The organism is Micromonospora sp. WMMD712 (assembly GCF_029581295.1).
In the GTDB taxonomy this organism is placed as follows: Bacteria; Actinomycetota; Actinomycetes; order Mycobacteriales; family Micromonosporaceae; genus Micromonospora; species Micromonospora carbonacea.
The window spans coordinates 3,326,871-3,352,446 of the sequence record NZ_CP120743.1; the positions used below are offsets into that span (position 1 = coordinate 3,326,871).

At 74.9% G+C, this 25,576-nt stretch carries 19 protein-coding genes and 2 pseudogenes; 11 read left to right on the forward strand and 10 right to left on the reverse strand.

Features of this window, described 5'->3' with window-relative positions:
- Nucleotides 1-48: 48 nt before the first annotated feature.
- The 3 genes from ychF to O7633_RS14155 form a co-directional block, all read right to left on the reverse strand.
- A complete protein-coding gene (gene ychF, locus O7633_RS14145) occupies nt 49-1,134 on the reverse strand; it encodes a redox-regulated ATPase YchF (RefSeq protein ID WP_282328150.1) in 1,086 nt (361 codons plus the stop codon).
- An 84-nt stretch (nt 1,135-1,218) separates the two neighbouring features.
- A complete protein-coding gene (locus tag O7633_RS14150; RefSeq protein WP_282328151.1) occupies nt 1,219-1,956 on the reverse strand; it encodes a peptidase E in 738 nt (245 codons plus the stop codon).
- A 147-nt stretch (nt 1,957-2,103) separates the two neighbouring features.
- On the reverse strand, nt 2,104-2,631 hold the full coding sequence (locus tag O7633_RS14155) for a MarR family transcriptional regulator (RefSeq protein ID WP_282328152.1): 528 nt from the start codon (nt 2,629-2,631) through the stop codon (nt 2,104-2,106).
- A 92-nt stretch (nt 2,632-2,723) separates the two neighbouring features.
- Between O7633_RS14155 and O7633_RS33155 the strand changes: the two are divergent.
- Nucleotides 2,724-3,542, forward strand: a pseudogene (locus O7633_RS33155) (EamA family transporter); the annotation flags it as partial.
- 260 nt (nt 3,543-3,802) lie between these two features.
- Here O7633_RS33155 and O7633_RS33160 read toward each other — a convergent pair.
- A complete protein-coding gene (locus O7633_RS33160) occupies nt 3,803-4,261 on the reverse strand; it encodes a hypothetical protein (RefSeq protein WP_074472609.1) in 459 nt (152 codons plus the stop codon).
- A gap of 254 nt (nt 4,262-4,515) precedes the next feature.
- Here O7633_RS33160 and O7633_RS14165 point away from each other — a divergent pair, with 254 nt between their 5' ends.
- From O7633_RS14165 to valS, 5 genes and pseudogenes are all read left to right on the forward strand, one after another.
- Entirely contained in the window at nt 4,516-5,940 is a 1,425-nt protein-coding gene (locus tag O7633_RS14165) for an AlkA N-terminal domain-containing protein (protein ID WP_282328154.1), read from the forward strand.
- Nucleotides 5,937-6,431 (forward strand): annotated as a pseudogene (locus O7633_RS14170) (methylated-DNA--[protein]-cysteine S-methyltransferase); the annotation flags it as partial. The gene O7633_RS14165 and the pseudogene O7633_RS14170, both read left to right, overlap by 4 nt.
- Nucleotides 6,432-6,547: 116 nt before the next feature.
- Nucleotides 6,548-8,467, forward strand: a complete 1,920-nt coding sequence (locus O7633_RS14175) for an ABC transporter ATP-binding protein (RefSeq protein WP_282328155.1) — start codon at nt 6,548-6,550, stop codon at nt 8,465-8,467.
- Nucleotides 8,468-8,535: 68 nt separating this feature from the next.
- Complete coding sequence (locus tag O7633_RS14180) at nt 8,536-10,374, forward strand: ABC transporter ATP-binding protein (RefSeq protein ID WP_282328558.1); 1,839 nt, start codon at nt 8,536-8,538, stop codon at nt 10,372-10,374.
- A 111-nt stretch (nt 10,375-10,485) separates the two neighbouring features.
- Nucleotides 10,486-13,104 (forward strand): valine--tRNA ligase, encoded by a 2,619-nt coding sequence (gene valS, locus O7633_RS14185; protein WP_282328156.1) that lies wholly within the window; start codon nt 10,486-10,488, stop codon nt 13,102-13,104.
- Nucleotides 13,105-13,196: 92 nt separating this feature from the next.
- On the opposite strand, the gene O7633_RS14190 is transcribed toward valS, so the two are convergent.
- The 4 genes from O7633_RS14190 to O7633_RS14205 all read right to left on the reverse strand — a co-directional run bounded on the left by O7633_RS14190 (nt 13,197) and on the right by O7633_RS14205 (nt 17,422).
- On the reverse strand, nt 13,197-13,844 hold the full coding sequence (locus O7633_RS14190) for a hypothetical protein (RefSeq protein ID WP_282328157.1): 648 nt from the start codon (nt 13,842-13,844) through the stop codon (nt 13,197-13,199).
- Nucleotides 13,845-14,053: 209 nt separating this feature from the next.
- Nucleotides 14,054-15,787 (reverse strand): CotH kinase family protein, encoded by a 1,734-nt coding sequence (locus O7633_RS14195; protein ID WP_282328158.1) that lies wholly within the window; start codon nt 15,785-15,787, stop codon nt 14,054-14,056.
- Nucleotides 15,787-16,464, reverse strand: a complete 678-nt coding sequence (locus tag O7633_RS14200) for a DUF4956 domain-containing protein (protein WP_091277146.1) — start codon at nt 16,462-16,464, stop codon at nt 15,787-15,789. The genes O7633_RS14195 and O7633_RS14200 overlap by 1 nt, the downstream gene beginning before the upstream one ends.
- Nucleotides 16,465-16,477: 13 nt before the next feature.
- Nucleotides 16,478-17,422, reverse strand: coding sequence for a polyphosphate polymerase domain-containing protein (locus tag O7633_RS14205; RefSeq protein ID WP_282328159.1), 945 nt, complete (start codon nt 17,420-17,422; stop codon nt 16,478-16,480).
- 209 nt (nt 17,423-17,631) lie between these two features.
- On the opposite strand from O7633_RS14205, the gene O7633_RS14210 reads away from it, so the two are divergent.
- The 4 genes from O7633_RS14210 (at nt 17,632) to galT (ending at nt 22,017) form a co-directional block, all read left to right on the forward strand.
- Nucleotides 17,632-18,228, forward strand: coding sequence for a DM13 domain-containing protein (locus O7633_RS14210; protein WP_278129346.1), 597 nt, complete (start codon nt 17,632-17,634; stop codon nt 18,226-18,228).
- 98 nt (nt 18,229-18,326) lie between these two features.
- On the forward strand, nt 18,327-19,856 hold the full coding sequence (gene cysC, locus O7633_RS14215) for an adenylyl-sulfate kinase (protein ID WP_074472605.1): 1,530 nt from the start codon (nt 18,327-18,329) through the stop codon (nt 19,854-19,856).
- A 206-nt stretch (nt 19,857-20,062) separates the two neighbouring features.
- Nucleotides 20,063-20,935: a DeoR/GlpR family DNA-binding transcription regulator gene (locus O7633_RS14220; protein ID WP_246384143.1), complete on the forward strand. Its 873-nt coding sequence runs from the start codon at nt 20,063-20,065 to the stop codon at nt 20,933-20,935.
- Nucleotides 20,932-22,017, forward strand: coding sequence for a galactose-1-phosphate uridylyltransferase (galT, locus tag O7633_RS14225; protein WP_074472604.1), 1,086 nt, complete (start codon nt 20,932-20,934; stop codon nt 22,015-22,017). Before O7633_RS14220 ends, galT begins: the two co-directional genes overlap by 4 nt.
- A gap of 309 nt (nt 22,018-22,326) precedes the next feature.
- Here galT and O7633_RS14230 read toward each other — a convergent pair whose 3' ends face one another.
- A complete protein-coding gene (locus O7633_RS14230) occupies nt 22,327-23,544 on the reverse strand; it encodes an NADP-dependent isocitrate dehydrogenase (RefSeq protein ID WP_043965715.1) in 1,218 nt (405 codons plus the stop codon).
- Nucleotides 23,545-23,680: 136 nt separating this feature from the next.
- Between O7633_RS14230 and O7633_RS14235 the strand changes: the two genes are divergently transcribed.
- On the forward strand, nt 23,681-24,478 hold the full coding sequence (locus O7633_RS14235; RefSeq protein WP_282328160.1) for an MBL fold metallo-hydrolase: 798 nt from the start codon (nt 23,681-23,683) through the stop codon (nt 24,476-24,478).
- Between the two features lie 115 nt (nt 24,479-24,593).
- Here the strand turns inward: O7633_RS14235 and mdh are convergent, their stop codons facing one another.
- Nucleotides 24,594-25,544, reverse strand: coding sequence for a malate dehydrogenase (gene mdh / locus O7633_RS14240; RefSeq protein ID WP_282328161.1), 951 nt, complete (start codon nt 25,542-25,544; stop codon nt 24,594-24,596).
- Nucleotides 25,545-25,576: the final 32 nt, after the last annotated feature.

Below are 25,576 nucleotides of genomic sequence, written 5' to 3' on the forward strand. Positions count from 1 at the left end.
CGGTCGGATGGACCGCCGCCGGCCGGCGAACTCATCGGCGGAGCGGCCTCAGACGTTGAAGCGGAACTCCACGACGTCGCCGTCCTGCATGACGTACTCCTTGCCCTCGATGCGGACCTTGCCCGCCGCCTTCGCCGCCGCCATCGAGCCGGCCGCGACCAGGTCGTCGTAGGAGACGACCTCGGCCTTGATGAAGCCGCGCTGGAAGTCGGAGTGGATGACCCCCGCGGCCTCCGGGGCGGTCGCGCCGACCGGGACGGTCCAGGCCCGCGCCTCCTTGGGCCCGGCCGTGAGGTACGTCTGGAGCCCGAGCGTGCGGAAGCCGACCCGGACGAGCTGGTCGAGCCCCGGCTCGGACTGCCCGATGGACTCCAGCAGCTCGCGGGCCTCCTCCTCGGGCAGGTCCACCAGCTCGGACTCGATCTTGGCGTCCATGAAGACCGCCTCGGCCGGGGCGACCAGGGCGCGCAGCTCGTCGAGGAACCCGGCGTTGGCCAGCTCGGCCTCGTCGACGTTGAAGACGTAGAGGAACGGCTTGGTGGTGAGCAGGTGCAGCTCGCGCAGGTGCTCCAGGTCGATCTTGGCGGGGGCCGCGCCGGCGTACAGGGTGGTGCCGCCGTCGAGGACCTCGACGGCCTGCTTCGCGGCGGTCACGGCGGCGGCCCGGTCCTTGCGGAGCTTGGCCTCCTTCTCCAGCCGGGGCAGCGCCTTCTCCAGCGTCTGGAGGTCGGCCAGGATCAGCTCGGTGTTGATCGTCTCGATGTCGTCGGCCGGGGAGACCTTGCCGTCGACGTGCACCACGTTCGGGTCGGAGAAGGCCCGCACCACCTGGCAGATCGCCGACGCGTCCCGGATGTTCGCCAGGAACGCGTTGCCCCGGCCCTGCCCCTTCGACGCGCCCCGGACCAGGCCGGCGATGTCGACGAACGACACCGGCGCGGGCAGGACCTTCTGCGAGGAGAAGATCTCGGCCAGCTTGGTCAGCCGCTCGTCCGGCAGCCCGACGACGCCGACGTTGGGCTCGATGGTGGCGAAGGGGTAGTTCGCCGCGAGCACGTCGTTCTTGGTCAGCGCGTTGAACAGGGTGCTCTTGCCGACGTTGGGCAGGCCGACGATCCCGATGGTGAGGCTCACGGCCGGCCAGTCTACGCGGCCGACCCCCGTCGGCTCCGGTCAGCTCGCCCCACCGGGTCACCGGCCACCTCCGGTCGGCTCACCTCACCCGGCCAACAGGCGCGGCTCGATCCGGGCCTCCCGGACCTCGCCGTCGGCGGCGCGGGTGACCTCGTACGCGGCGACGCCCGGCCGGTCGGCGACCGCCTCGACCAGGCGGGTGCCCCGGTAGACCAGCCCGACGCCGTCGTCGGTGCAGTGGCTCGTCGGCAGCGTGCCGTCGGCGACCAGCGCGTGCATCAGGGGTCGCCGCTGCTCCTCGCTGTCGTAGTGCACCCCGTTGCCGTACGGCAGCCAGCCCAGGCCGGCGGTGAAGCCGCGCAGCCGGGGGCCGAAGCTGTCGGTGGCGCCGCCGAGGTGCCAGCAGATCGAGCCGGCGGAGACCCCGGCCAGCACCACCCCGGCCTGCCAGCACTCGTGCAGGATCTCGTCGAGGCCGTGCACCCGCCACACCGCGCACAGGTTGGCGACGCTGCCGCCGCCGACCCAGAGCACGTCCTGGGCGAGCAGGTGCGCCCGGACGTCGTCGACGTTCGGCATCGGGAACAGCGCCAGGTGCGACGCGCGGAACCGGGTGCCGGCGAAGGCCGCGTGGACGGCGGCGATGGAGGCGTCCCGGTCGCCGACGGCCTGGCCGAGGTAGCACAGCCGGGGCTCGGGGCCGGCCTCGGCCAGCTCGGCGGCCAGCTCGAAGACCGGCCCGGGGCGCAGGTCGTAGGGCCCGCGCCGGCGGCTGAGGAAGCCCATGCTGGTGGCGACGATGGTGGGTTCGCTGGCGGGCACGGCGGTCGGTCCTCTCCTCGGCGGGCCGCCGCGACGCGCGTCGGGCGCGCGGCACGGCCTCAGGGCGGGGGTGGGTCGGGGCGGGGTGTCAGGAGTGGGATGGGGTCAGGGGCGCGGGGTCAGGGGCGCGGGGTCAGGGGCGCGGGGTCAGGGGCGCGGGCGGAGGCGGCGGCTGGTGGGGTCGGGGGCGGCAGCGGCGAGCAGCTCGCGCAGCAGCTCCGCCAGCCGCTCCTGGTCCCGTTGCGGGAGGACGTCGAGCAGCCGCTGCTGGGTCGCCAGCCCGGCGTCGGCGGCCTCCTCGGCGACCCGCCGGCCGGTGTCGGTCAGGGTCACCTGGAGGCCCCGCCGGTCGGCCGGATCCGGGGCGCGGCGCACGAGGCCGGCGCGCTCCAGGCGGTCGAGGCGGCCGGTCATCCCGCCCGAGGTGAGCATCAGCCCGGCGGCCAGGGCCTTGGGCGCGAGCGTGTACGGGGCCCCGGCCCGGCGCAGGGCGGCCAGTACGTCGAACTCGCCCCGGCTGATCCCCCAGGCCGCGTACACCTGCTCCTGCTCGTCGCCGACCAGCCGGGCCAGGCGGTAGATCCGGCCGAAGACGGCCATCGGCTCGGGCCGCATCCCGGCGCGTTCGCGCCGCCACTGCTCGACGATGGCGTCGACGTCGTCCCGCTCGGTCACCCCGGCATTGTGCCGCACCTCGCACTGGCGCTGTCGGCTCGGCGGTGATTAGCTTAGCGACAAGCTACTTAGTTGCTAATGATTGGTGTCTCATGTCCCGCCGCACCGCCGACCTGCTGGCCACCGCCGCCGCGCCCGCCGCCTGGGGCACCACCTACCTGGTCACCTCCGAGCTGCTGCCGCCCGACCGGCCGCTCTGGTCCGGGGTGGTGCGGGCCCTCCCGGCCGGGCTGCTGCTGCTCGCCCTGACCCGACGCCGCCCCCACGGCGCGTGGTGGTGGCGGGCCGCCGCGCTCGGCGCGCTCAACATCGGCGCGTTCTTCCCGCTGCTCTTCTACGCCGCGTACCGGCTGCCCGGCGGCACCGCCGCCGTGCTCGGCGCGGCACAGCCGCTGCTGGTCGCCGCGCTGGCCGTGGGCGCCCTCGGCGAACGCCCCCGGCCGCCGGCCGTGCTCGCCGCGCTCGTCGCCCCGCTGGGCGTGACGCTGGTCGTGCTCCGCCCCGACGCCGGCACCGACCCGCTGGGCGTCGCCGCCGGGCTCACCGGCACCGCCGCGATGGCGGCCGGGCTGGTGCTGGCCCGCCGCTGGGGCCGCCCGGCCGGCGTCGGCACCCTCGCCGCGACGAGCTGGCAGCTCACCGCCGGGGGCCTGCTGATCGCGCCGCTCGCCGTCGCGGTCGAGGGACCGCCGCCGCCCGTCGACGGCCCGGCCCTGCTCGGGTACGCCTGGCTCGGGCTCGTCGGCACCGCCGCCGCGTACGCCCTGTGGTTCCGCGGCGCGGCGCGGCTGCCCCTGACCCAGGTCTCCGTGCTCGGCGCGCTGAGCCCGCTGACCGCCGCCGCGCTCGGCTGGCTGGCGCTGGGCCAGGCGTTGAGCGCGACGCAGCTCGCGGGCTTCGCCCTGGCGATCGCCGCCACCGTCGTCGGGCAACTCCCGGCGCTGCCGGGCATCCGGCCCGGACGACGCGCCGCCGGCCACCAGCGGCCCCGCACGACGCCGCCCGCAGGCGCGTCGCCGCCCGCGCACACGACGACCTCCACAGGCGCGGCACCACCTGCACGCACGACGACCTCCGCAGGCGCGGCACCACCTGCACGCACGACGACCTCCGCAGACGCGTCGCCGCCCGCGCACACGACGACCTCCGCAGACGCGTCGCCGCCCGCCGGCTATCCGGGCTCGCGGCTGCCGGCCCCGGAGAGCACGGCGGCGGCGAACTCCCGGCGGGCCGTCGGCGGCAGGCCCCGGGCCGCCGCGCCCGGTAGCGTGAACCGGTGCGCCGCCGACGGGCCGGCCGCCTCCGACTCCCCGAGCATCCAGCGCACCTCGTCGACCGTCCAGCCCAGCCCGGGGCGACCGGCGATCTCCCGCACCAGGCGCAGCCCCACCCGGGTGTCGTCGTCGTAGAACCGCATGCACCAGTGGTGCGCCCACATGCCGAGCGCGCGCAGGCCGGGGGCGTCGAGCGAGGCGACGAGCCGGCCGCAGGCCGTGTCCGGGAACGCCCGCCCCGGGTCGCCGGCCCGGTCCCGCTCCATCGCCCCGTACGCCGCCGGGGCGACCGCCCGCATCCGGTCGTAGAAGCCCTGGACCACCGTGCGGTCGAGCCGCGCCCGCCCCGACCGCATCAGCGGACCTCCCGCCCGACCAGGCTCGCCATCGCCGCACCCCTTCTTGAGTTGGTGGCGGGACGGTACCGGCCACGACCGACACTTTCCCGCCCGGATCCGCCCGCCCCGGCGCACACGGGCGGGCTGGCCTGGAGCGCCGTTGTTAACAGGGGGCCCTTCCTCTACAGAAGGCGTTAACAAGGGGCCCTTCCTTGCAACCAGGTCCGAATTCCGCGAGCCGGGCGCCGGGAGGGCGGGGCAGTATCGGGGGCGTGGAGTTGGAGTTCGAGCGCTGCTACCGGGCCGTCGACAGCCGCGACCAGCGGTTCGACGGCTGGTTCTACACGGGCGTGACGTCGACCGGGATCTACTGCCGGCCGTCCTGCCCGGCGACGACGCCGAAGCGGCGAAACGTCCGGTTCTTCCCGTCGGCCGCCGCCGCCCAGTCGGCCGGGCTGCGGGCCTGCCGCCGGTGCCGCCCCGACGCCGCCCCGGGCTCGCCCGAGTGGGACGTCCGGGCGGACGTGGTGGGCCGGGCCATGCGGCTCATCGCCGACGGGGTCGTCGACCGGGACGGGGTGCCCGGGCTGGCCACCCGGCTCGGCTACACCGAGCGGCACCTGCACCGGATGCTCCGCGCCGAGCTGGGGGCCGGGCCCCTGGCGCTCGCCCGGGCGCAGCGCGCCCAGACCGCCCGCATCCTGATCGAGACGACCGGGCTCGGGATGGCCGAGATCGCGTTCGCGGCCGGGTTCGGCAGCGTCCGGCAGTTCAACGACACGGTGCGGGAGGTCTACGCCCTCGCCCCGTCGCAGCTACGGGCCGCCCGGGGTGGCCGGCCGACGCCGGGCGGGGCGGGCACGATCACGCTGCGGCTGGCGTACCGGCCGCCGTTGCACGCGGCGGCGCTGCTGGACTTCCTCGCGCTGCGGGCGCTGCCCGGCGTGGAGGAGGTGCGCGACGGGACGTACCACCGGGGGCTGCGGCTGCCGCACGGCGCGGCGGAGGTGGCGCTGACCCCGGCGGACGGCCACGTCTCGGCGACGCTGCGGCTGGCCGACCTGCGCGACCTGGCCCCGGCGGTGGCCCGCTGCCGCCGGCTGTTCGACCTCGACGCCGACCCGGCGGCCGTCCACGGCACCCTCACCGCCGATCCCGCGCTGGCCCCGGCGGTGGCGGCCGAACCGGGCGTGCGCCTGCCCCGCGCCGTCGACGGCCTGGAGATCCTCGTCCGCGCCGTCGCCACCCAGCAGGTCTCGGTGGCCTCGGCCCGCACCACCCTCACCCGGCTGCTGCCGCCCGCCCCCGCCGACGGCGGGTTGCGGGGCTTCCCCGACGCGGAGGAGCTGCTGGCGGCGGCCGACGGGGCGTTCCGGATGCCGGCGGCCCGGCGGGAGACGATCCGCGCCGCCGCGCGGGCCGTCGCCGACGGCACGCTCGACCTCGACCCGGGCGGGGACCGGGAGGAGGCCGTGCGGCGGCTCCTGGCGATCCCCGGGATCGGCGCCTGGACGGCCGGCTACGTGGCCATGCGCGCCCTCGGCGACCCGGACGTCGGCCTCACCACCGACCTGGCCGTGCGGCGCGGCGCCGCCGCGCTCGGCCTGCCCGACGACCCATCGACCCTCGACGCGTACGCCGGGCGCTGGCGCCCCTGGCGCTCGTACGCGGTGATCCGACTCTGGAGAGCAGCATGACCACCACCCTCGACGGCGCGGTCGTCGGCACCCCGGCCGGCCCGCTGAGCATCGTGACCGGCCCCGACGGGGCGGTCCGGGCGGCCGGCTTCACCGCCGAACCGGATTCGCTGCTGCCGCTGGTGCACCCCGGGCTGCGTGGCCCGGTGCGGCGGCGCGGCGACCTCGGGCCGGTGACCGCCGCCGTAGCCGCGTACCTCGACGGCGACCTGACGGCCATCGACCCGGTGCCCGTGCAGCAGCACACCGGCGGGGCGTTCCAGGCGCACGCGTGGCGGGTGCTGCGCGAGGTGGGGCCCGGTCACCCGGTCACCTACACGGCGTACGCGGCGCTGGCCGGGCGGCCGGCGGCGGTGCGCGCCGCGGCGGCGGCCTGCGCCCGCAACGCCGCCGCCCTGTTCGTCCCGTGCCACCGGGTGCTGCGCACCGACGGGAGCCTCGGCGGCTACCGCTGGGGGCTGGATGTGAAGCGCTGGCTGCTCGCCCACGAGGCACACGAGCCCGGCGCGGCACACGAGCCCGGCGCGACGGCGGAAACCCTTGCGGGCAACGGGAACTGCCGAAAGTTGACAGCGGCGACCGTCCACTTAGGCGCTACCGTCGGTTAGTGCCTGCGGAGAGCGACGGCGTCCGAACCCACCGTGGCGACGCCGCTCGCCCGCTGCGCAACCTCTGGCGGCTGCGCCACTACCTCCGCCCGCACGCCGCCGCGTTCTGCTGGCTGCTCGCGGCGGCGCTGGCGGCCACCGGGGCGGGCCTGGCGGTGCCGCTGGTGATGCAGCGGGTGGTCGACGGCCCGGTCGCCCGGCACGACCCGGGCGGCCTGGTCCGGCTCGGTGGGCTGGCCCTGCTGCTCGGCCTCGCCGAGGCTCTGCTGATCTTCATCCGCCGGTGGGCCCAGACCTCGTCCTCGGTGGGCATGGAGGCGACGATCCGGGCCGACGTCTACGCCCACCTGCAACGGCTGCCGGCCGGCTTCCACGACCGGTGGCAGACCGGGCAGCTGCTGTCGCGGGTCACCAGCGACCTGTCGGTGATCCGCCGGTTCCTCTCCTTCGGCCTGCTGTTCCTGGTGCTCAACCTGGTCACCTACGTCGCCGTGGTGGTGCTGCTGGTCCGGCTGCACCCGACGCTGGGGCTGCTGGTGGCGGCCAGCGCCGTGCCGCTGTTCCTGATCAGCCGCCGCTTCGGCCGCTACTACCACGCGGCGTCGCGGCGGATGCAGGACCAGCAGGGCGACGTGGCCACCCTCGTCGAGGAGACCGCGCAGGGCCTGCGCACGATGAAGGCGTACGGCCGGGGGCCGGAGCTGGCCGCCCGGTTCGCCGACGGCGCGCGGGCGCTGCACGACACCGGCGTGGCCAAGAGCCGGCTGCTGGCCCGCACCTCCGCGCTGTTCGACCTGGTGCCCAACCTGACCCTCGGCGTGGTGCTGGTCGCCGGGGCGGTCGCCGCCGCCCGGGGCGCGCTGACCATCGGCGAGCTGGTCGCGTTCGTCAGTCTGCAACTGATGCTGGTCTGGCCGGTGCAGTCGCTGGGCTGGATCATCGCCAACGGCCAGGAGGCGGCGACGGCCGCCGACCGCATCCAGGAGGTGCTGGACACCGAGCCGGCGATCGTGGACGCCCCGCACGCCGTCGTCCTGGCCCGGGCGGGGGTCCGGGGCCGGCTGGCGTTCGAGGGCGTGTCGTTCCGCTACCCCGGCACGCCCGCGCCGGTGCTGCGCGGCATCGACCTGACCGTGGAGCCGGGCGAGACGCTGGCCCTGGTGGGGGCCACCGGGGTCGGCAAGAGCACCCTGCTCTCGCTGGTGCCCCGGCTGCACGACGTGACCGCCGGCCGGATCACCCTCGACGGCCACGACGTGCGGGACCTGCGGCTGGCCTCGCTGCGCCGGCTGGTCGGGGTGGCCTTCGAGGAGCCGACGCTGTTCTCCATGTCGGTCTGGGAGAACCTCACGCTGGGCCGCCCGGACGCCGACGAGGACGAGGTCCGCGCGGCGCTGGCGCTGGCCCAGGCCGACTTCGCGTACGAGCTGCCGTGGGGGCTGGCCACCCGGGTCGGCGAGCAGGGGCTCACCCTCTCCGGCGGGCAGCGGCAGCGGCTGGCGCTCGCCCGGGCCGTCCTCGGCCGGCCGGCGCTGCTGGTGCTGGACGACCCGCTGTCCGCCCTCGACGTGCACACCGAGGCGCTGGTCGAGGCGGCGCTGCGGCGGGTGCTGCGGGACACCACCGCCCTGCTCGTGGTGCACCGGCCGTCGACCGTCGCGCTGGCCGACCGGGTGGCGCTGCTGGAACGGGGCCGGATCACGGCGGTCGGCACCCACTCGCGGCTGCTGGCCACGGTGCCGGCGTACCGGGCGGTCCTCTCCGCCGAGCCCTCCGCGGCCGAGCCGCCCCCGGCCGACGCCCGCCCCGCCGGCACGCTGCCCGGCGACGCCCGCCCCGCCGGCACGCTGCCCGGCGACGCCCGCCCCGCCGGCACGCTGTCGACCGGGCCGGACGGCCGTGGGCTGGTGCGCTCGTGACCACGACCGCCGACGACGCCGCAGCCGACGCAGCCGGGGACGCCGGCCGGCGCGAGCCGGCGACGCGCCTGGAGCTCCAGCGGTGGCGGGGGCGCGCCACCGACCCGGAGGCCGACCGGAGCCGGGCCGAGGAGGCGACCCCCGAGGCCGTCGCGCGGCTGCGGGTGCGCAGCCGGGCGCTGCTGCGCGACCTGCTGCGCCCGCACCGGGGCCGGCTGGGGCTGGCCGTGGGGCTGCTGCTGGCCCAGAACGCCGCCGCCATGTCCGGGCCGTACCTGGTGATGCTCGGCATCGACCGGGCCATCGGGCCGCTGCGGGCCGGCGACAGCGGGCCCCTGGCCGCCATCGCCGGCGCGTTCGCCGCCGCCACCGTCGTCGAGTACGCGGCCCGGCGCGGCTTCCTCACCCTCTCCGCCCGGATCGGCCAGGCCGTGCTGCTGGAGCTGCGCCAGCGGGTGTACGGCCACTTCCTGCGGCTGTCCGTCGGCTTCCACGAGCGCTACACGTCGGGCCGGATGATCTCCCGACTCACCAGCGACCTGGACTCGATCGCCGAGCTGCTCGACGGGGGCGTCGACAACCTGGTCCTCGCCGCGCTGTCGATCCTGTCGGTGGCCGGCATCCTGCTCTGGCTGGACCTGCCGCTGGCGTCGGTGACGCTGCTGGCGTTCCCGTTCCTGTTCTGGCTGTCCCGCTGGTTCGCCCGCGCCTCGGCCGGCGCGTACCGGCGGACCCGGGAGGCGGTGTCGCTGGTCATCGTGCACTTCGTCGAGTCGCTGCGCGGCATCCGGGCGGTGCAGGCGTACCGGCGGGAGCCGCGCAACCAGCGGATCTTCGCGGCCGTCAACGACGACTACCGCCAGGCCAGCCTGCACGCGTTCCGGCTGATCGCCACCTACTCCCCCGGGATCAAGGTGATCGGGAACGTGACCGTGGCGGTGGTGCTCGGCTACGGCGGGGCCCGGGTGCTCGGCGGCGGGATGGAGGTGGGGGTGCTCGCCGCGTTCCTGCTCTACCTGCGCCGCTTCTTCGAGCCGATGCAGGAGCTGAGCCAGTTCTACAACTCCCTCCAGTCGGCGACGGCGGCGCTGGAGAAGCTCGCCGGGGTGCTCGACGAGCGGCCGGGGGTCGCCGAGCCGGCGCACCCCGTGCCGCTGCCCGGCGGCGGCGCGCGGGGCGCGGTGGAGTTCCGGTCGGTCCGCTTCGGCTACCGGGCCGGCGCGCCGATCCTGTCGGGCCTGGACCTGACCGTCCCGGCCGGGCAGACCGTGGCGCTGGTCGGGGCGACCGGGGCGGGCAAGTCCACCATCGCCAAGCTGCTGGCCCGGTTCCACGACCCGGACGCGGGCGCGGTCGCCCTGGACGGGGTCGACCTGCGGGACCTGGCCGACGCCGAGCTGCGCCGGGCGGTGGTGCTGGTGACCCAGGAGAACCACCTGTTCAGCGGCTCGGTGGCGGAGAACATCCGGTTCGGCCGGCCGGGCGCGGACGACGCGGCGGTGCGAGCGGCGGCCCGCGCCATCGGCGCGCACGACTTCATCGCCGCCCTGCCCGACGGGTACGCCACCGAGGTGCGCCGCCGCGGCGGCCGGCTCTCCGCCGGGCAGCGGCAGCTCGTGGCGTTCGCCCGCGCGTTCCTCGCCGACCCCCGCGTGCTGGTCCTCGACGAGGCGACGTCGTCGCTCGACGTGCCCACGGAACGGTTGGTGCAGCGGGCGCTCGCCACGGTGCTGCGGGACCGGACGGCGCTGGTGATCGCGCACCGGCTCTCCACCGTCGAGACGGCCGACCGGGTGCTCGTCCTCGACGGCGGCCGGGTCGTGGAGGACGGCCCGCCGGAGCGGCTCACCGCCTGCGGCGGCCGGTACGCGGCGCTGCGCCGCCAGTGGCGCGACTCGCTGGTCTGACCGGTGCCCGCCGATCTGGGCTGACCGGACGCCCGCCGATCTGGGCTGACCGGGCGCCCGGCGAGCCGATATGCCGTGGCCGGCGCGGTCGGCGGTGCCTACCATCGGCGGATGACTGAACCGGGCAGGTCGGCCCGCGCCGGTGTCCCCGAGCGTCCCACGCTCGACGGGATCGAGGACACCTGGGCGCGCCGCTGGCAGGACGACGGCACGTACGCGTTCGACCGCACCAAGGCGCGGGCCGACGTGTACTCCATCGACACCCCGCCGCCGACCGTATCGGGCGAGCTGCACATGGGCCACGTCTTCTCCTACACGCACACCGACACGGTGGCCCGGTTCCAGCGGATGCGCGGCCGGACGGTCTTCTACCCGATGGGCTGGGACGACAACGGCCTGCCCACCGAGCGCCGGGTGCAGAACGTCTACGGGGTGCGCTGCGAGCCGACGTTGCCGTACGACCCGCACTGGCGGCCGCCGGACGCGCCCGTGGACGACGCCGCCCGGAAGAACCCGACCCCGGTCTCCCGGCGCAACTTCGTGGAGCTGTGCGAGACGCTGACCGCCGTCGACGAGGAGGCGTTCGAGGCGTTGTGGCGGCGGCTCGGGCTGAGCGTGGACTGGTCGCTGACGTACACGACGATCGGCCGGGCGGCCCGGGTCGCCTCGCAGCGGGCGTTCCTGCGCAACCTGGCCCGGGGCGAGGCGTACCAGGCGGAGGCCCCGACGCTGTGGGACGTCGGGTTCGCCACCGCAGTGGCGCAGGCCGAGCTGGAGGACCGGGAGCGGCCGGGGGCGTACCACCGGCTGCGGTTCGCCGGGCCGGACGGGCGGGAGGTGCTGATCGACACCACCCGGCCGGAGCTGCTGCCGGCGTGCGTGGCGCTGGTCTGCCACCCCGACGACGAGCGCTACGCCGACCTGGTGGGCGCGGTCGTGCGTACCCCCGTGTTCGGGGTGGCGGTGCCGGTGCGCGCGCACCCGCTGGCGGACCCGGCCAAGGGCACGGGCGTCGCGATGGTGTGCACGTTCGGCGACCTGACCGACGTGACCTGGTGGCGGGAGCTTGCGCTCGACACGCGGGTGGTGGTCGGCCGCGACGGCCGGCTGCTGCCGGAGCCGCCGGCCGGGGTGCCGGCGGGGCCGTACGCGGCGCTGGCCGGGCAGACCGTGGCCGGGGCCCGGCGGGCCGTGGTGGGGCTGCTCGCCGACGCGGGCGACCTGGTGGGCGAGCCGCGCCCGGTGGTGCACCCGGTGAAGTTCTACGAGAAGGGCGACCGGCCGCTGGAGATCGTCTCGACCCGGCAGTGGTATCTGCGCAACGGGGGCCGCGACGCCGGCCTGCGCGCGGAACTGCTGGCCCGGGGCGGGGAGCTGCACTGGGTGCCGGGGCACATGCGCAGCCGCTACGAGCACTGGGTGGGCGGGCTGACCGGTGACTGGCTGGTCAGCCGGCAGCGCTTCTTCGGGGTGCCGGTGCCGGTGTGGTACCGGCTCGACGACACTGGCGAGCCGGACTTCACCCACCCTCTCACACCGGACGAGTCGGCGCTGCCGGTCGACCCGTCCGGCGAGCCGCCGCCCGGCTACGACGAGTCGCTGCGCGGGCGACCGGGCGGCTTCGTCGGCGACCCGGACGTGCTGGACACCTGGGCCACGTCGTCGCTGACCCCGCAGATCGTGGGCGGCTGGGAGACCGACCCGGACCTGTTCGGGCGGGTCTTCCCGATGGACCTGCGCCCACAGGGGCAGGAGATCATCCGCACCTGGCTGTTCGCCACGGTGGCCCGAGCCCACGCCGAGCACGGGGTGCTGCCCTGGCGGGACGCGGTGCTGTCCGGCTGGATCCTCGACCCGGACCGCAAGAAGATGGCCAAGTCCAAGGGGAACGTGGTGACCCCGATGGCGCTGCTGGAGCAGTACGGCTCCGACGCGGTCCGCTACTGGGCCGCCAGCGGACGGCCGGGGATGGACCTGGCGTTCGACCCGGCGCAGATCCGGGTGGGCCGGCGGCTGGCCACCAAGCTGCTCAACGCGTCGCGGTTCGCCCTCGGGCTGGGCGCGGCGGACGCCCTGCGCGCCCCGAACGACAGCTCCAGCTCGGCGCGTCGGACTCCGCGCCGCGACCTGGAGCTGTCGGCGACACAGCCGCTGGACACCGCGCTGCTCGCCGAGCTGTCCGGCGTGGTCGCCGCCGCCACGGCGGCCTTCGACGCCTACGACCACACGGCCGCGTTGCAGGCGACCGAGTCGTTCTTCTGGCGGTTCTGCGACGACTACATCGAGCTGGTGAAGGAGCGCGCCTACGGCACCGGGCCGGGGGCCGACTCGGCGCGGGCGGCGCTGACCACCGCCCTGTCGGTGCAGCTACGGCTGTTCGCCCCGGTGCTGCCGTTCGTCACCGAGGAGGTGTGGTCCTGGTGGCGCTACGGTTCGGTGCACCGCGCGCCGTGGCCCACCACCTACGAGGTGGACCGGGCGATCGGCGGCGCGGCCGACGCGGGGCTGCTGCGGCTGGCGTCCGACGCGCTGGGTCAGGTGCGCCGCGCCAAGACGGAGCGGAAACTGTCGATGAAGGCGGAGGTGCCGCTGGCCGAGGCGCTCGGCCCGGCCGACCTGCTCGACCGACTGACGCTGGTGGTCGACGACGTGCGGGCGGCGGGGCGGATCGGCCGGCTCGACCTGCTGCCGGGCCGCACCCCGGAACTGGTGATCGCCTGCGCCGTGTAGCAAGGAGGGGCCCCTTGTTAACGCATTCTGCATAGCAGGGGCCCCCTCTTAACACCGGCGGCGGGGGCACCGGCGGCGGGGCGACGGGCCGGTCACCAGCCGCGCAGCATGCGCACGCCGAGCAGGGCGGCGACCACCGCCGGCCCGAGCAGCAGGGTGACCGCCTGGAGCCGGTACGGCATCCGGTGCCGGGCCACCTCGACGGCGTTCGCGCCGACGAGCAGGCCGGCGGCCAGCACGAAGCCGCCCCACCAGTGCGTCTGCCCCGGGTCGACCAGGCGGTGCCGGATCAGCAGCAGGGCCACGCCGACCCCCGCGCCGGCCAGGGCGAGCAGGGCGACCGTGCGGTGCAGCCCGCGCGCCAGCGGGTCGGCGGGCCGCCACAGGTAGGTGCCGACGCCCGCGAGGCAGGGCAGCATGACCAGGACGGGCCAGCCCCCGCCCATCGTGCCGGTCATCAGCAGCGCGCCGACCGTGAAGACCAGCAGCCCGACGCAGCCGACGACGTATCCGGCGAAGGCCCGGCCACCGCCGCGCGTCAGCAGCGCCCCGCCGGCCGCGCCGATCAGCGCGCCGGGGATCAGCACGAAGCCCGCCCACCAGTGGAACCGGTCGATCGTCTGGGCGACCGAGGTGGTCGCCGCCACGGCCACGCCGGCGGCCGCCAGGCTGGTCGCCCAGTGCCGGGCGTGCTTCGGGTACGTCCGCCGGGGCGTCGCCCGGCCCGTGTCGGCCACCATGCCCCCAGCCTGCCGGGCGGCGCGGGCGGGGACCATCCGGCAGGCCCTACCTTGTCCGTTCCGGCAGCCGGGTGGGGAGCCGGCGCGCCGGGCCCGGCGTCCCGGCTCCCCCGCTTCCCGGCTCCCCTGCTTCCGGCTCCCCCGCTTCCGGCTCCCCCGCCTCCCGGCCGCCCGGCCGCCCGGCCGCCCCGGCTCCCGGCTGCCCGGGCTCAGCTCCGGGTGATCACCTCGTCGTTCCTGAGGCTCTCGGTGCGCTGTTGGACCAGGGTGCGCAGCCGCTCGGCGTCGGAGTCCACCGCCGTCGCGTCGACCCCGTCGACGGTCTTCAGCACCCCGGTGATCGCGTCGAGCGCCCCGGTCGCCCGGCCGCTGGCGTAGACCTGCTGGTACAGCTCGCGGTACGCGTCCTCGTAGACCTCCTGGAACGCGTCGCTGGCCAGGAACCGCTCCTTGAGCTTGTGGCCGGTCATCATGCCGCCCGCGCGGCCCGGCCCGGCGGCGTCGCCCTCCTGCTCCGTGGCCCCGCCGCCCGGCGGCTGCATCCCCTCGGGCAGCTCCATGCCCTCAGGCAGCTCCATGCCCTCGGAGGGCTGCGTCCCGCCCGGGGCCTGCCCGCCGCCCCGCATGCCGAAGCCGCCGCTGTCGTGCGGCCCCTGGGAGGCGTTGCCGCTGAAGGTCAGGTTGTGGTCCCAGCTGATCACGCTGAATTTCTTCGTCTCCAGGTCGTACCAGAGGTAGTAGTTCTTTCCGGGCCCGGACATGTCGTCGAAGTTGAGCAGCAGGTTCTGCAACGCGACGTAGCGGGCGAACGAGTCCACGTCGACCCGGTCGGCGAGCTGCGCGTCGAACTCCTCGTCGCTGGCCGAGTTCACCCACTTGATCAGGTTGATCACGGGCTGGAGGTCCTGGCTGCCCTTCATCGTGATCTGCTTGAAGTCGTCGGCGTAGTCGGTCTGGTCGTCGCCCTGGTCGGTGAAGCTGCTGCTGGCCAGCGACTTGTAGAGCACGCCGGTGCCGCCCATCTGGTCGGCGAAGTTCTCGTCCGGGTGCTCGACCAGCAGCCGCGCCGTGCTGGGCCGGTCGTTGACCGTGAACGACGAGTACGCGTACCGCTGGGCGACCTCGCCGGTGCTGTCGAGCAGGGACAGCGCCAGCGCCTCGTTGAGCACCGTGGAGCCGCCGCCCATGCCGGCGACGCGGACGGCCACCTCGCGGTGCCCCTGGTAACGGCGGCCGTCGACGAACTCGTCGAAGCTGATCAGCCAGGGCAGCTTCTCGGGCTCCTCGGCCTTCAGGGCGGTGCGGGTCATCCCGCCGCCGGGAAACCCGCCGCCGGCCTGCCGCTGGCCCGTCTGCCCGCCGGTCTGGCCGTCCTGCTGGCCCGTTTGTTGGCCGCCCTGCTGACCGGTCTGGTCCGGCTGGCCGCCCTGCTGACCGCCCGCCCGCTGGCCGGCTCCGGCGGGGCGCTCGCCGCCGCCGGGCATCCCGCCCTCCGGGCCGGCGCCGGTGCCGCGCGGCCGGGACTCGCCCTTCCAGGTCAGGCCCTGCAGGGTCGAGTTGCCCTTGAGCCGGATGCCCACGCTGGGGATGCTGACGCCGTCGACGGTCAGGTCCGCCTCGACGTACCCCTTCTCCCCCTCCTTCCAGTAGGTCTCCAGCATCTGCTGGTAGTCGGTGTCCCGGAAGGTCAGCGAGACCGAGTGCGCGACGGTGGCGTCGAACAGGTCGGTCGTGCCGGCGATGTCCACCGTCACCGAGTCCGCCGCGACGTCGCCGGCGCTGGTCACGTACGGGCGGATCCGCTCGGTGCCGAGCACCAGGGTGAGGACGGCGAGGAACGCCGCGCAGGTGGTGAGCAGCTTCCAGTTCTGCCGGACCCGGGCGGGCAGCCGGCGGCGCAGCGCCCGGGGCAGCGGGGACCGGGCGCGGGGCGGCTCGGCCATCACAGGTCCGTCTGGTCGTAGCCGGTGAGCACGGTCACCCGCTGGCCGGAGGTCCGCTCGCTCAGCGCCGAGATCAGGTCGCCCGGCTCGGTGCCCTTCTTGAGCCGGACGGTGTACATCAGCTCGGTGAGCGCGCCGGCCCGGATCGACTCCAGGCTGACCAGCTCGAACTCGGTGGTGTAGCGGACCAGCACGTCCTGGATGTCGGCGGTGTGGTTGCCGCCGGCCGGCACCTGGACCTTGACCACCTGCCGCTGCACGTTCAGCGCGAACCAGTTGAACCGGTACATCACCACGATGATCAGGCTGATCGCGACGGCCGCGACGACCGCCAGGGTGTAGAAACGGGTGCCGCAGGCCATCCCGACGCCCATCACCAGGAAGATGAACCCGACGTCCCGGGTCTCCTTGATGGCGTTGCGGAACCGCACCACCGACAGCGCCCCGACCAGGGCGAAGGCCCGCGCGATGTTGGAGCCCACCACCAGCATGATCAGCGAGATCAGCATGCCGAGGATGATCAGCGTCTGGACGTACGACTGGCTGTAGGACACGTTGCGGTGGGTGGCCCGGTAGACCCAGCCGATCATGGCGCTGAGCAGGAACGACAGCGACAGCGCGATGGCGATGTCGCCCACGCTGAACGTGCCGGACAGATCCTGGAACGTGATGTCCATCGGGGTTCGGGCCTCACTTCTCGAAGGTGGCCGCCGCCAGCGCGGCGGCGGGGTCGTCGTCCTGGACGTGGTGCAGCGAGCGCGGGGCGCGGCCGAACGCCTCGACGCTCTGGCAGTACTTGGAGACCCGCACCACCGACAGTTCGGCGCGGGCGGCGAGGTCGGTGAGCCAGTACGGCACCCGCTCGTTGGCCTTGATCTCGACGACCGCGAGGCGGGCCGGCACGATGAGCCGGTTCTCGGCGTCCGCGCCGAGGTGGAAGTCGCGGTCCCGGCCCCGGACCCGGTGGTCGAGGGTGACCCGCAGGCCGAGGTCGGCGTCCTGGCCGACGTACGCCTCGCGGTGGTACCCGGTCATCGCCACCGGCCGCAGGTCGAGCCCGGAGACGAGTTCGAGGACCTCCTCGACGAACCCCCGCTGGGACGGGTCGTGCTCGATCAGCGCCCGCTCGTCGAGCAGCCGCCTCGCCACCCGGTACGGCAGGGCGATGCGGCGCTTCTGGGTGACCCGGTTGACCCGCTGCTTGATCTCGACGTACACGGTGGTGTCGTCGTCGATGGTGGACCGGTCGCCGTAGTGGCGCACGCGCAGCTTGCGGCGGAACCTGAGCCCCTCGATCTTCTCCCAGTAGAACCGCAGGTCGGCGGTGTCGTAGTAGACGCTCCACACGCCGTACCCGCTGGTGCCGGCGAAGCTGTCCGGGGCCAGCCGGGCGGCCAGCTCCCGCCGCAGCCCCGGCACCTTCGCGGCGTCCACGAGGTACTTGATCTCGTACCGGTTGAAGGCGTGCAGCTTGCTCGGCGCGCGCAGCGCGTGCCCCGCCCGGTCCGCGCCGGCGGGGGGTGGGCCCGCGGCGGGGGCCGGATCGCCGTCGGGCGGGACGGCCGGGGCCGGTCCACCCCGGTCGTCGGCGGCCGGCTCCGGGGTTCGGGCTCGGCGGGGGAACCGTAGACGCATGGACGCACTTCCTCCGGTCTGGCGGCGCGGACGCTCCGTGGCGGCGCGGATCGGTCGAAGGGCAGCCAACCGGTCGGGTATGCGAACGGCGTATGAACGACCTGTGGATGGGCTATGGACGGCAGGTGACGGGCGGCCGACGCGCCGGTAAGGGTTCCGTAACCGGCGCGACCGGTGCCGCCGGGCGCGGGCCGGACGAGACTGGACGCATGATCACCCGCCTGCTGCGCAAGCCGCTGGCCTGGGTCGCGGCCGCCGTGGTCGCCGCCGGGGCCGTCGTCGGCCTGGCCTGGTTCCAGCCCTGGAAGCTGGTCACCGACACCGAGGTCGACGAGACGCTGTCGGCCGTGGCGACCACCTCCGCCCCGGCGACGGCGGGTCCCGCCGGCCCGCCCGCGACCGGCCCGGGTTCCGCCACCGGCCCGGCCGCCGCGACCGGACCGACCGGGCCGACGCTGGTGAGCCGGGGTGACTTCGTCACCCACGAGCACGACACGTCGGGCAGCGCCCGGATCGTCCGGACCGCCGACGGGCGGCACCGCCTGGAACTCGTCGGGCTGGACACCAGCAACGGGCCGGACCTCCGGGTCTGGCTCACCGACCAGCCGGTGCGCGAGGGGGTCGCCGGCTGGCGGGTCTTCGACGACGGTCGCTGGGTGGAGTTGGGCCGGCTGAAGGGAAACCGGGGCGACCAGGCGTACGACATCCCGGCGGGCACCGACCTGACGGCCCTGACCAGCGTCTCGATCTGGTGCAAGCGGTTCTCGGTCTCGTTCGGCGCGGCCCCGCTGCGGGCCGCCACCTGATCCCGTGGCGAGGATCAACCCCTAGTGATGGGAATGGCACTCTCGACCGATCGGCGACGGGCTGAGAAACTGTGAGCCGGCCGGAAAGTGGGGGTGCGATGAGCAACGGGTGGGTGCTGCCCGACGAGGTGCTTCGGGACGCGCCGGCGTACACGCCGCGGCCCGGGGAACTGGCCGACCTGGAGTTGCTGGTCTCCGGGGCGTACGCGCCCCTGACCGGCTTCATGACCCGGGCGGATCTGGCCTCCGTGAGTCGGCGGGGCAGGCTCGCGGACGGCGCGCCGTGGCAGGTGCCGGTGGCCCTCCAGATCCCGGCGTCGCTCGCCGGCGACCTGGATCCGGCCGATCCGGCCCGCCGGGTGCTGGTGCTCTCCGACGGCGAGGGCGCCCCGGTGGCCTCGCTGGAGGTCACCGACGTGTGGTCGGCCCGCGAGGGCGTCGCCGGGGTCGGCGGCACGGTGCGCCGGCTCGGCGACGGCGGCCACGGCCCGTTCCAGCGGCTGCGCCGCAGCCCGGAGGAGATCCGGGCGCTGCTGCCCCCGGGCCGGGTGCTGGGGGTGGTCGCCGACCGGCCGCTGCACCGGCCGCAGCTCGCGCAGATCGCCCACGCGGCGCGCACCCTGGGCGCGCACCTGCTGGTGATGATCCCGGTCGCCGAGGGGACGATCAACGGGTTGCCCTCCGAGGCGCTGGTGCGGGCGGTCTTCGCCGCCCGGGACCGGATGCCCCCGGCGACGCTGGTCGCGGTGCCGCTGGCCCGCCGCCGGGACGAGATCAGCGACGCGCTGCTCCAGGCCCGGGTGGCCGCCGCGTACGGGGTGACCCACCTGCTCTCCACCGGCGAGATGCTCTCCGGCGCGGGGCTGCGGGTGCTGGTCCCGCGCGAGCTGGCCTACGACAACCGGGACGGGCAGTGGCGCTGGCGGGAGGACATCCCGCCGCGCAACCGGCGGCTGGCGCTCAGCCAGGCGGAGATCGACGACCTGCTCGACCGGGGCTTCCCGCTGCCGGAGTGGCACACCCCGCCGGCCGTGGCGAAGGAGCTGGTGCGGGCCCGGCCGCCCCGGCGGCACCGGGGGCTGGTGCTGTTCCTCACCGGCTTCTCCGGTTCCGGCAAGTCGACGATCGCCCGGGGCCTGGCGGACGTGCTGCGCGAGGGCGGCGACCGCACGGTGACCCTGCTCGACGGCGACGTGGTGCGCCGGGAGCTCTCCGCCGGGCTGACCTTCAGCAAGGCCGACCGGGACCTGAACGTGCGGCGGATCGGCTGGGTGGCGGCCGAGATCGCCCGGCACCGGGGGGTCGGCATCTGCTGCCCGATCGCCCCGTACGCGGCGGCGCGGACCACCGCCCGGGAGATGGCGCACGCGGCCGGGGCCGGTTTCGTGCTGGTGCACGTGGCGACCCCGATCGAGGTGTGCGAGCAGCGCGACCGCAAGGGCCTCTACGCGCGGGCCCGCGCCGGCCTGCTCACGGGCATGACCGGCATCGACGACCCGTACGAGGTGCCGACGGACGCCGACGTCGTGGTCGACACCACCGGCATGTCGATCGACGAGGCGGTGCAGGCGGTGATGCACCACCTGACCGAGACGGGCTGGGTCGAGCCACGCCTCCAGTCCACCTGACCGCCGTTCCTCCGCCGCGTCGCCGCCGCCCGGTCCTCCTCCGTCCTTCGCCGGGGGGCCGGGCGGCGGCGTGTGCCGGGCACGTGTCGGCGCCCACCGCCCCTACGGCTCCGCTTCCGCAACGGCCACCCGCCGCGCTAGTGTTCAGCTTTGTTGGAACGCGTGCGACCACGTGAGAAGTGGGCGCGGGAGTCGGAGGTACGGGAATGCTCGCGCGGCAACGGCAGGCGGCCATCCTGGACCGCGTCCGGGCCACCGGCGGCGTCCGGGTGACCGAGCTGGCCGCCGAGTTCGGCGTCTCCGACATGACGATCCGGCGCGACCTGGACACGCTGCACGAGCAGGGCGTGCTGGCCAAGGTGCACGGCGGCGCCACCACGACCGGCCCCGGCTCCACCGACGAGCCGGGCTTCCACGCGAAGTCGGTGCGCCAGCTGCCGGAGAAGGCGGCCATCGCCGCCCGCGCCGCCGAGCTGGTGCGCCCCGGCGCGGCGGTCGCCCTCTCGGCCGGCACCACCACCGCCGAGCTGGCCCGCCGGCTGGTCGACGTGCCGGGGCTGACCGTGGTGACCAACTCCCTGCCGGTCGCCGAGATCCTGCACGCCGGGGGCCGCACCGATCAGACCGTGGTGCTCACCGGCGGGGTGCGGACGCCGTCCGACGCGCTGGTCGGGCCGCTCGCGGTCGCGGCGATCCGGTCGCTGCACCTGGACCTGCTCTTCCTCGGGGTGCACGGGATCAGCGAGCGGGCCGGCTTCACCACCCCCAACCTGATGGAGGCCGAGACCGACCGGGCCCTGGTGGCCGCCGCCGACCGGCTGGTCGTGCTCGCGGACCACACCAAGTGGGGCACCGTCGGCATCTCCTCGATCGTCGAGCTCTCCGCCGCCGACGTGCTGGTCACCGACGACCGGCTCGACCCGCAGGCCCGGCAGGTGCTCGACGAGCGGGTCGGCGAGCTGGTCCTGGTCGCGGGGGCGGGGACGACGAGCAGACCGACGCCGGGTCGGACGCCGGCCCCGGCGGATCGCGGCCCCGGCCGCGTGGCCGCGGCGACGAGGGAGGGAACGGCGGAGTGAAGCGTACGACGATCGAGCTGGCCGACGGCCGGGAGCTGATCTACTTCGACGAGCGGGACGACGCGGTCCGCGACCAGCCGGACCGGCGCGAGCTTCCGCCGCCGCCGCCCGCGTCCCAGCTCCGCTACGACCCGCTCACCGACGAGTGGGTGGCGGTCGCCGTGCACCGGCAGAGCCGGATCTTCCTCCCGCCGGCCGACCAGTGCCCGCTCTGCCCGTCCCGGGGCGACCGGCTCAGCGAGATCCCGGCGCCGGACTACGACGTGGCCGTCTTCGAGAACCGGTTCCCGTCGCTGAGCCAGCGCACCGCCGACGAGCCGGCGGAGATCACCCCGTTCACCCCGGTCCGGCCCGGCCAGGGGCGGTGCGAGGTGGTCTGCTTCACCGACGACCACCACGCCTCGTTCGCCGGCCTCCCGCCGGGCCGGGTGCGCACGGTGCTCGACGTCCTCGCCGACCGGACGGCGGCCCTGGCCGAGCTGCCCGGGGTGGAGCAGATCTTCTGCTTCGAGAACCGGGGCGTGGAGATCGGGGTGACCCTGCACCACCCGCACGGCCAGATCTACGCGTACCCGTTCGTCACGCCGCGCACCCGGGCGATGCTCGGCGCGGCCCGCCGCCACGCCGAGCGCACCGGCGGCGGCAACCTCTACGCCGACGTGCTCGCCGCCGAGCGCGCCGCCGGCACGCGCGTGGTGGCGGCCAACGAGCACTGGACGGCGTACGTGCCGGCGGCGGCCCGGTGGCCGTTCGAGGTGCACCTCGCGCCGCACCGGCCGGTGCCGGACATCCCCGCGCTGACCGACGCCGAGCGCGACGCGTTCGGCCCGCTCTACCTGGACCTGCTGCGCCGCTTCGACGCCCTGTTCGACATGCCGATGCCGTACATCGCGGCCTGGCACCAGGCGCCGGTGCGGATCGACCGCGAGCTGGGGCACCTGCACCTCCAGCTGTTCAGCGTCCGGCGGGCGAAGGACAAGCTGAAGTTCCTGGCCGGCTCGGAGTCGGGCATGGGGGTGTTCATCAACGACATCGCCCCGGAGCGCGCCGCCGCCCTGCTGAAAGCAGGGGCCCCTCGTTAACGCTTTCTGTATGGCAAGGGCCCCCTGTTAACAGGCGGGACAGCCGGGCGCGGCGCAACAGGGCGCGGGGGGCCCGGGACGGGCCCCCCGCAGGGAAGGGACGGCTGGCTGTGTGCGACAGCCGGGGGGGCTGGTTTCGTCGGCACTCGTGCCGCGCGGCGACCGCGGTCAACCCCCCTTGGACGCGACTGGCACCACGTCCATCCTGCACAACGAGCCGCCTCACCCCGAGTGACGGCGGGACGGCCGCAGGCGCGCCGAAGCCCGCCGGCGGGCGGCCGGCGGGCTTCGGAAGGTGCGACGGTACGGTCAGGCGGCGAGCCGACGCGCCAGGTTCTCGTCCAGCGCGTTCATGAACTCGTCGGTGGTCAGCCACGGGGCGTCGCGCGAGATGAGCAGCGCGAGGTCCTTGGTCATCTGGCCGCCCTCGACGGTGTCGATGATGACCTGCTCCAGCGTGTTGGCGAACTCGGTGACGGCGGGGGTGCCGTCCAGCTTGCCCCGATGGGCCAGGCCCCGGGTCCAGGCGTAGATCGAGGCGATCGGGTTGGTCGAGGTCTTCTCGCCCTTCTGGTACTGCCGGTAGTGCCGGGTCACCGTGCCGTGCGCGGCCTCCGCCTCGACGGTGCGGCCGTCCGGCGTCATCAGGACCGAGGTCATCAGGCCCAGCGAGCCGAAGCCCTGCGCCACGGTGTCGGACTGCACGTCGCCGTCGTAGTTCTTGCAGGCCCAGACGAAGCCGCCCTCCCACTTGAGCGCGGCGGCCACCATGTCGTCGATGAGCCGGTGCTCGTAGGTGATGCCGGCGGCCTCGAACTCGGCCTTGAACTCGTTCTCGAACACCTCGGCGAAGATGTCCTTGAACCGGCCGTCGTACGCCTTGAGGATGGTGTTCTTCGTCGACAGGTAGACCGGGTAGCCGCGGTCCAGGCCGTAGCGCATGGAGGCGCGGGCGAAGTCCCGGATCGAGTCGTCGAAGTTGTACATGCCCATGGTGACGCCGCCGCCGGGGAAGTTGGCGACCTCCATCTCGACCGGGGCGGAGCCGTCGGCCGGGGTGTAGGTGATGGTCACCGTGCCCGGGCCGGGGACGACGAAGTCGGTGGCCTTGTACTGGTCGCCGTGGGCGTGCCGGCCGATGATGATCGGCTTGGTCCAGCCGGGGACCAGGCGCGGCACGTTCGACATGATGATCGGCTCGCGGAAGACGACGCCGCCGAGGATGTTGCGGATGGTGCCGTTCGGCGACCGCCACATCTTCTTCAGGCCGAACTCCTCCACCCGCGCCTCGTCCGGGGTGATGGTGGCGCACTTGACGCCGACGCCGTGCTCCTTGATCGCGTTGGCGGCGTCGATGGTCACCTGGTCGTCGGTGGAGTCGCGGTACTGGATCGAGAGGTCGTAGTAGTGCAGGTCGACGTCGAGGTAGGGCAGGATCAGCTGCTCCCGGATCTGCTTCCAGATGATCCGGGTCATCTCGTCGCCGTCGAGCTCAACGACCGGGTTGTTTACCTTGATCTTCGCCATCGACCGGCGCTCCTCTCGGGGGACACGTGCTCAACAGTACGAGCGTACTGGAAACCGGCTCGCAGCCCCCAGCCGGCCCGCGCCGACCGGGGAAAACGGGATGCACGGCACAGCCGACGGCTGACACGATCGCCGGATGCCGCCGCGCCGCACCCTCGGGTCTATCACGGTCACCGCCCTGACCGACGGGGAGGGGCCGTTCTTCCAGCCGCGCGAGGAGGCGTTCCCGGGCGCCACGGCCGGGCAGTGGGCCGCCGCCGACCGGCGCGACCCGGCCACGGTCACCGGCGACGGCCGCTGGTGGCTGCCGTTCCGCTGCTTCGCCCTGCGCGCCGGGGACGGCCCGGTCACCCTGGTCGACGCCGGCATCGGCCCGGCCGACGCGCCCGCCGCGGGCTGGGCCCCGGTGCCCGGCCGGCTGCCCGCCGAGCTGGCCGCCGCCGGGATCGACCCGGCCGACGTCCGCACGGTGGTGCTGACCCACCTGCACACCGACCATGTCGGCTGGGCCGTCGTCGGCACCCCCTGGTTCCGCAACGCCGACTACCTCGTCCAGCGCGCCGAGCTGGCCGCCCTCGCCGCGGTCAACCCCGGGCTGGAGGCCGGCCTGGTCGCGCCGTTGCGCGCCGCCGGCCAGCTCCGGGTCCTCGACGGCGACACCCCGCTCACCCCGGGGGTACGCGTGCTGAGCACCTCCGGGCACACCCCCGGCCACCAGTCGGTGCTGGTGGACTCCGGCGACGAGCGGCTGCTGGTCACGGGCGACCTGCTGGTGCACACGGTCCAGCTCGTCGACCCCGACCTGGCGTACGCCCACGAGGAGCAGCCGGAGACGGCGCGCGCCTCGCGGGCGACGCTGCTGCGCGACCTGGCCGCGCGGGGCCCGGCGGCCCTGGCCACCCCGCACCTGGGCGAGCCGTTCGTGGCGCTCTGAGCGCCGGCGGGACTCCACGCACCCGGCGCGCCGGTCCCCGGGCCGCTCGGACGGGGGCGGCGGAAACGGCGAAGGGGCGGGTCCGGCGTCGGCCGGCCCGCCCCTTCCGCGTGGCTCACATGCTGGCGACGTCGGCCTGCTTCGCGCGAACGGCCTCGGCGGCCTCCTTGAGGCTGGCCAGTTCGTCGGCGTCGAGGTCGGTCTCGACGACCCGCTTGATCCCCTCGGCGCCGATCTGGGCCTCGACGCCCAGGTAGACGCCGGAGATGCCGTACTCGCCGTCGACCCAGGCGCAGACCGGCATGACCTCGCCGGAGTCCTCCGCGACGGCCTTGGCCATCCGGGCGGCGGCGGCCGACGGGGCGTAGTAGGCCGAGCCGGTCTTCAGCAGCGCGACCACCTCGGCACCGCCGTTGCGGGTCTTGACGACCAGCTCCTCGATCTGCTCGGCCGGCATGGCCTCGCGCAGCGGCTTGCCGTCGACGGTGCTCTGCGACGGCACCGGGACCATGGTGTCGCCGTGCGAGCCCAGGGTCAGCGTCTTCACCGAGCGCACCGGCACGCCGAGCGCCTCGGCGACGAAGTTGGTGAACCGGGCGGTGTCGAGCATGCCGGCCTGGCCGAGCACCCGGTTCTTGGGGAACTGGGTGGCGAGCTGGGCCAGCGCGGTCATCTCGTCGAGCGGGTTCGACACGACGATGACGACGGCGTTCGGGGCGTACTTGGCGACGTTCTCGGAGACCTGACGGACGATCTTGGCGTTCGTCTCCAGCAGGTCCATCCGGCTCATGCCCGGCTTGCGCGGGAGGCCGGCGGTGATCACCACGACGTCCGAGCCCTCGATGGCCTCGTAGCCCTCGCCGTTCGGGCCGGTGGTGACGCCGACGACCTTGGTCTCGAAGCCCTCGATGGCCCGCGACTGGTTGAGGTCCAGGGCCAGGCCGGCGGGCTTGCCCTCCACGATGTCGGTGATCACGACGGTGTCGAAGACGTCGTACTCGGCCAGGCGCTGCGCGGTGGTGGAGCCGTAGAAGCCGGCCCCGACGACAGTGACCTTCTTACCCATGGTCGTCCCACTCCCTGTTACCAGTCGTTTTC

Coding starts and splice junctions, on each gene's coding strand:
- O7633_RS14230 (WP_043965715.1), bottom strand. CDS start 23,544: ATGGCGAAGATCAAGGTAAACAACCCGGTCGTTGAGCTCGACGGCGAC.
- O7633_RS14195 (WP_282328158.1), bottom strand. CDS start 15,787: ATGGCCGAGCCGCCCCGCGCCCGGTCCCCGCTGCCCCGGGCGCTGCGC.
- O7633_RS33160 (WP_074472609.1), bottom strand. CDS start 4,261: ATGCGGTCGGGGCGGGCGCGGCTCGACCGCACGGTGGTCCAGGGCTTC.
- cysC (WP_074472605.1), top strand. CDS start 18,327: ATGAGCAACGGGTGGGTGCTGCCCGACGAGGTGCTTCGGGACGCGCCG.
- O7633_RS14190 (WP_282328157.1), bottom strand. CDS start 13,844: ATGGTGGCCGACACGGGCCGGGCGACGCCCCGGCGGACGTACCCGAAG.
- O7633_RS14235 (WP_282328160.1), top strand. CDS start 23,681: ATGCCGCCGCGCCGCACCCTCGGGTCTATCACGGTCACCGCCCTGACC.
- O7633_RS14210 (WP_278129346.1), top strand. CDS start 17,632: ATGATCACCCGCCTGCTGCGCAAGCCGCTGGCCTGGGTCGCGGCCGCC.
- O7633_RS14200 (WP_091277146.1), bottom strand. CDS start 16,464: ATGGACATCACGTTCCAGGATCTGTCCGGCACGTTCAGCGTGGGCGAC.
- mdh (WP_282328161.1), bottom strand. CDS start 25,544: ATGGGTAAGAAGGTCACTGTCGTCGGGGCCGGCTTCTACGGCTCCACC.
- O7633_RS14220 (WP_246384143.1), top strand. CDS start 20,063: ATGCTCGCGCGGCAACGGCAGGCGGCCATCCTGGACCGCGTCCGGGCC.
- O7633_RS14205 (WP_282328159.1), bottom strand. CDS start 17,422: ATGCGTCTACGGTTCCCCCGCCGAGCCCGAACCCCGGAGCCGGCCGCC.
- valS (WP_282328156.1), top strand. CDS start 10,486: ATGACTGAACCGGGCAGGTCGGCCCGCGCCGGTGTCCCCGAGCGTCCC.